The organism is Pseudomonas sp. PS02303 (genome assembly GCF_029959925.1).
Lineage (GTDB): Bacteria > Pseudomonadota > Gammaproteobacteria > Pseudomonadales > Pseudomonadaceae > Aquipseudomonas > Aquipseudomonas mandelii.
Genome location: NZ_JASCOM010000364.1, coordinates 1 through 4,407, shown reverse-complemented (window position 1 = coordinate 4,407; position 4,407 = coordinate 1). Strand labels below are relative to the sequence as shown.

Annotated in this window: 4 protein-coding genes; 2 read left to right on the top strand and 2 right to left on the bottom strand. The window is 63.1% G+C overall.

Going from position 1 to position 4,407, the window contains the following annotated elements:
* The first annotated feature begins 223 nt into the window (after positions 1-223).
* Both leuC and leuD read left to right on the top strand, forming a co-directional pair.
* A complete protein-coding gene (gene leuC, locus QMX98_RS32600) occupies positions 224-1,645 on the top strand; it encodes a 3-isopropylmalate dehydratase large subunit (protein ID WP_282411977.1) in 1,422 nt (473 codons plus the stop codon).
* Positions 1,642-2,256 carry a 3-isopropylmalate dehydratase small subunit gene (gene leuD, locus QMX98_RS32595; RefSeq protein ID WP_221108834.1) on the top strand — a complete coding sequence of 205 codons (615 nt, stop codon included), beginning with the start codon at positions 1,642-1,644 and terminating at the stop codon, positions 2,254-2,256. Before leuC ends, leuD begins: the two co-directional genes overlap by 4 nt.
* Positions 2,257-2,352: 96 nt before the next feature.
* Here leuD and QMX98_RS32590 read toward each other — a convergent pair whose 3' ends face one another.
* A complete protein-coding gene (locus QMX98_RS32590; RefSeq protein ID WP_077747879.1) occupies positions 2,353-3,303 on the bottom strand; it encodes a LysR substrate-binding domain-containing protein in 951 nt (316 codons plus the stop codon).
* A gap of 18 nt (positions 3,304-3,321) precedes the next feature.
* Positions 3,322-4,197 carry an alpha/beta hydrolase gene (locus tag QMX98_RS32585; RefSeq protein WP_102594890.1) on the bottom strand — a complete coding sequence of 292 codons (876 nt, stop codon included), beginning with the start codon at positions 4,195-4,197 and terminating at the stop codon, positions 3,322-3,324.
* Between the last annotated feature and the right edge of the window lie 210 nt (positions 4,198-4,407).

Here is a 4,407-nt window from a genome sequence, read left to right as displayed (position 1 = left end):
CACACCCCCTGTAGGAGCGAGCCTGCTCGCGATAGCGATCGTTCAGCCCGCTTCAACGTAACTGGCACACCGCTATCGCGAGCAGGCTCACTCCTACCGGGGGGGAACCGATCCAACACGAACCATGGTTCACGGGATCACTGTCCGGCCATTGATGGCGATGTCCTACTCCCTAAGATGGAGCTCAGACGCCTTTCACCCGCGAGCCTGAGCGAGCCTTTCCATGCCTCCAGCAAGAACTCTCTACGACAAACACATCGATTCCCACACGGTGTGTCGCCTCGATGACCAGGGTCACGTCCTGTTGTACATCGATCGCCAGGTCATCAACGAATACACCAGCCCCCAAGCGTTCAGCGGGTTGCGCGAGGCCGGACGCGGGGTCTGGCGGGCCGGCACAGCGCTGGCGGTGGTCGATCACGTCAACCCCACCGCCCCGGTGCGCATCGCCGCGATGCCGGACCCCGGCGGTGCGCGACAGGTGTCGTACCTGGCGGAAAACTGCCGTGATTTCGGCATCGAACTGCTCGACATCCTCAACAAACGCCAAGGCATCGAACACGTCATTGCGCCGGAGCAGGGTTTCATTCTGCCGGGCATGGTCATCGCGGCGGGCGACAGCCACACCACAACCTATGGCGCCCTCGGTGCGTTTGGTTTCGGCATCGGCACCTCGGAAATCGAACACCTGCTGGCGTCTCAGACGCTGGTCTACAAACGCCTGAAAAGCATGCGCGTGACGGTGGAGGGGGCGCTGGCGCCGGGGCTGACGTCCAAAGATGTGATCATGGCGCTGATCGGCCAGATCGGCGCCTCGGGTGCCACCGGCTACGCCATCGAGTTTCGCGGTTCGACCATCGATGCCTTGAGCGTCGAAGCACGCATGACCATCTGCAACATGGCCGTCGAGGCCGGGGCGCGGGGCGCGTTCATGGCCCCGGACGAGAAAGTCTTCGCCTACCTCAAGGGCAAACCCCGCGCACCCAAAGGCGCGTTGTGGGAGCAAGCGGTGGAGAAGTGGCGCGCCTTGCACAGCGATGCGGGCGCGCACTTCGACCGTGAAGTCCAGGTGGACGCCAGCGCTCTGGAACCGATGGTGACGTGGGGCACCAGTCCGGACCAGGCTTCCCCGATCGGCGCGTGCGTGCCAGACCCGCAAGACATCAGTGACCTGATCCTGCGTCAGGACATGCGCCGCGCCCTGAATTACATGGGCCTCGAAGCCGGGATGCCGCTGAGCGACATCGTCATCAGCCACGCCTTTATCGGCTCCTGCACCAACGCGCGCATCGAAGACCTGCGCGACGCCGCCAGCGTGGTGCGTGGCAAACATGTCGCCGGGCACGTGCGGGCGATGATCGTGCCGGGGTCCACCGAAGTGCGCAATCAGGCGGAGGCCGAAGGCCTGGCGGCGATCTTTATCGAGGCCGGGTTCGAGTGGCGTCAGTCCGGGTGCTCGATGTGCCTGGCGATGAACGACGACGTGCTGGCGCCGGGCGACCGCTGCGCCTCCAGCACCAACCGCAATTTCGAAGGCCGTCAGGGCGCGGGCGCGCGCACGCACCTGATGAGCCCGGCCATGGTCGCCGCCGCGGCGATCACCGGCCGCCTCACCGACATCCGTCACTTTGGAGACCGCGCATGAGCCTGCAACCCTTCACCCAGGTCACCGGCCAGGCGGCGCCGATGCTCGCCGCCAATATCGACACCGACGTGATCATGCCCAAGCAGTTTCTCAAGGGCATCGACCGCGCCGGGCTGGATCGCGGTTTGTTTTTTGACCTGCGATTTTTGCCCGACGGTTCACCAAACCCTGAGTTCGTGCTGAACCAACCCGCGTGGCAAGGCGCACGTTTCATGGTGGTCGGGCCGAACTTTGGCTGTGGGTCGAGCCGCGAACACGCGGTCTGGGGCTTGCGGCAGATGGGGATTCGGGCGTTGATCGGCAGTAGCTTTGCCGGGATTTTCTATGACAACTGCCAGCGAAATGGAGTGTTGCTGATCACCCTTGATGAGGCCGTATCGAAGCGGCTTGGGCACGTGGTCAGTCAGCCGGACAGCGCGCTCATCAACGTTGATCTCGAGGCACAGGAAATTCGCCTCCACGACGGTAAAGTCATCTCGTTCGAGATCGACACCCTGCGCAAAACCGCACTGCTGCTGGGCCTCGACGCCATCGGCAGCACCCTGCAGCGCAGCGAGCAAATCAAAGCCTTCGAACGTAATCACCTGGCTGCCAGCCCCTGGCTGAGCTGAAACCGCCTTCGTGGGCAAGCCTCTCTTCTTTAGGTTCTGCGCAATCCTTGTAGGAGCGAGGCTTGCCCGCGAAAGGGCCCGCCCTGACACAACCAATCAAACCGACAACCCCTTGAAATGCTCCTGCAAAAACTCCACACACGCCCGCAGCTTCCCCGAGTACGCCAGCCGCGTCGGGTACACCGCCCAGACGTTGGCGCTCTGACTGTATTCGGGCAGCAACTGCACCAGCCGCCCCTGATCCAGCAGCGGTTTCACGTCCCACAATGACCGCAGCACCACACCGCGCCCGTCCAGTGCCCACTGCAAGACAATCTCGCCGTTGTTGGATGACAGCGGGCCGCTGACCCGCACGCTTTCTTGAACCCCGTTGCGTTCCAGGTTCCAGATGCCGAACGCGTTGTCGCGCTCCTTGATCACCAGGCAATGATGCTGCTCCAGTTCATTTAAGGTCTGCGGCATGCCCTGCCGTTGCAGGTAACCTGGCGCCGCGCAGACAACCCGTCGATTGCTCACCAACTGCCGACCGATGTGCTGGCCGGGAATGTCGTCGCCGACACGGATCTCAAGATCGAAGCCTTCATTGACGATGTCCACCACCCGGTCGAACAGGTCGAGACGAATCTCCAGCTCCGGATAACGCTCGGCCAGCAACGAAACGGCTGGCGCCACGTGATGACGGCCGAAACCGAAACTGCTGCACAGATGCAGGCGCCCGCGAGGGCTGTCGTGGGCGTCGGAGAGTTCGTCGTGCAGTTGCTGGAAGTCATCGAGAATGCGCAACGCCCAGCGCTGGACCCGTTCACCGTCCTCGGTCAGGGCGATGCGGCGACTGGTGCGATGGAGCAGGCGGGTGCCGAGGGTGGTTTCGAGAATCTGGATTCGCTTGCTGACATAGGCGGGCGACAGGCCCAGCTCATCGGCCGCGGCGGCGAAACCGCTCTTGCGGATCACGGTGAGGAGTACACGCAGGTCTTCGGGCAGGGGCACGTTGTCTTTCTTGGTGGTCATGGCAGAACGAACACTGGCGGCATGAGCCGCCAGCATAGCAGCGGGACTCAGCGATCAGCGCAGGAAACCCAGCACTTCGGCGAGTAGCAGTTCGGGGACTTCTTCAGCGATGTAATGGCCGGCAGGCAAGGCCTTGCCACGCACGTCGGTGGCCACGTGTTGCCATTCCTTGAGTGGCTCGAAACAGCGCCCGACCGTGCCTTCTGCACCCCATAGCACCAGTAACGGCAGGTGCAGATATTTACCTGCCTGGATATCGGCGCGGTCATGTTCCAGATCGATGCTGGCGCTGGCGCGGTAGTCCTCGCAGATGCCGCGCGCGGTGCCCTGCAGTTGCAGGCAGCGCAGGTATTCGCCGAAGGCATCGGCGGTGAACGGCTTGAGCCCGGCGCTGCGACTGCCCATCACGCTGCGCAGATAGGCGTCGGGGTCGGCTTCGATCAGGGTTTCCGGCAGCGGGGCCGGACGGATCAGGAAGAACCAGTGCCAGTAGGCGCGGGCAAAGGCTTCGTTGGTTTGCGCGTACATCGACAGGGTGGGAGCGATGTCCAGCAGCACCATGCGTTGCACGGCAGCGGGATGATCCAGCGCCAGGCGATGGGCCACGCGAGCGCCACGGTCATGGGCCAGCACCGAGAACTGCTCGAAGCCCAGGGTCTTCATCAGCTCGACGCTGTCCTTGGCCATTTCTCGTTTGGAGTAGTGGGTGTGGTGGTCGCTGGCCGGTGGTTTGCTGCTGTCACCGTAACCGCGCAAATCGGCGGCGATCACGGTGAAGTGCTCGGCCAGTTGCTCGGCAACCTTGTGCCAGATGACGTGGGTCTGCGGGTGACCGTGCAGCAACAGCAGGCCAGGTCCGCTGCCGCCGATGCGGTAGGCAATGTCCACACCGTTGACGTGGCGCTGGTCTTTCAGGAATCCGGCGAACATGAGGCGAGTCCTTGTTGTAGTGGTCTGCATCCTGAAAGTGTTGCGCCGTGAGGGCAAGGCGTGAAACGTGGTGCGCTTGTTCATGAAGTGTGTTCGAGGGATCTGTGGTGTCAGGGATGCCGCCTCCGCGGGCAAGCCTCGCTCCTAAGGGGGATTGTTTCGTTCGCAAATATCCGGAACCACACACCCCCTGTAGGAGCGAGGCTTGCC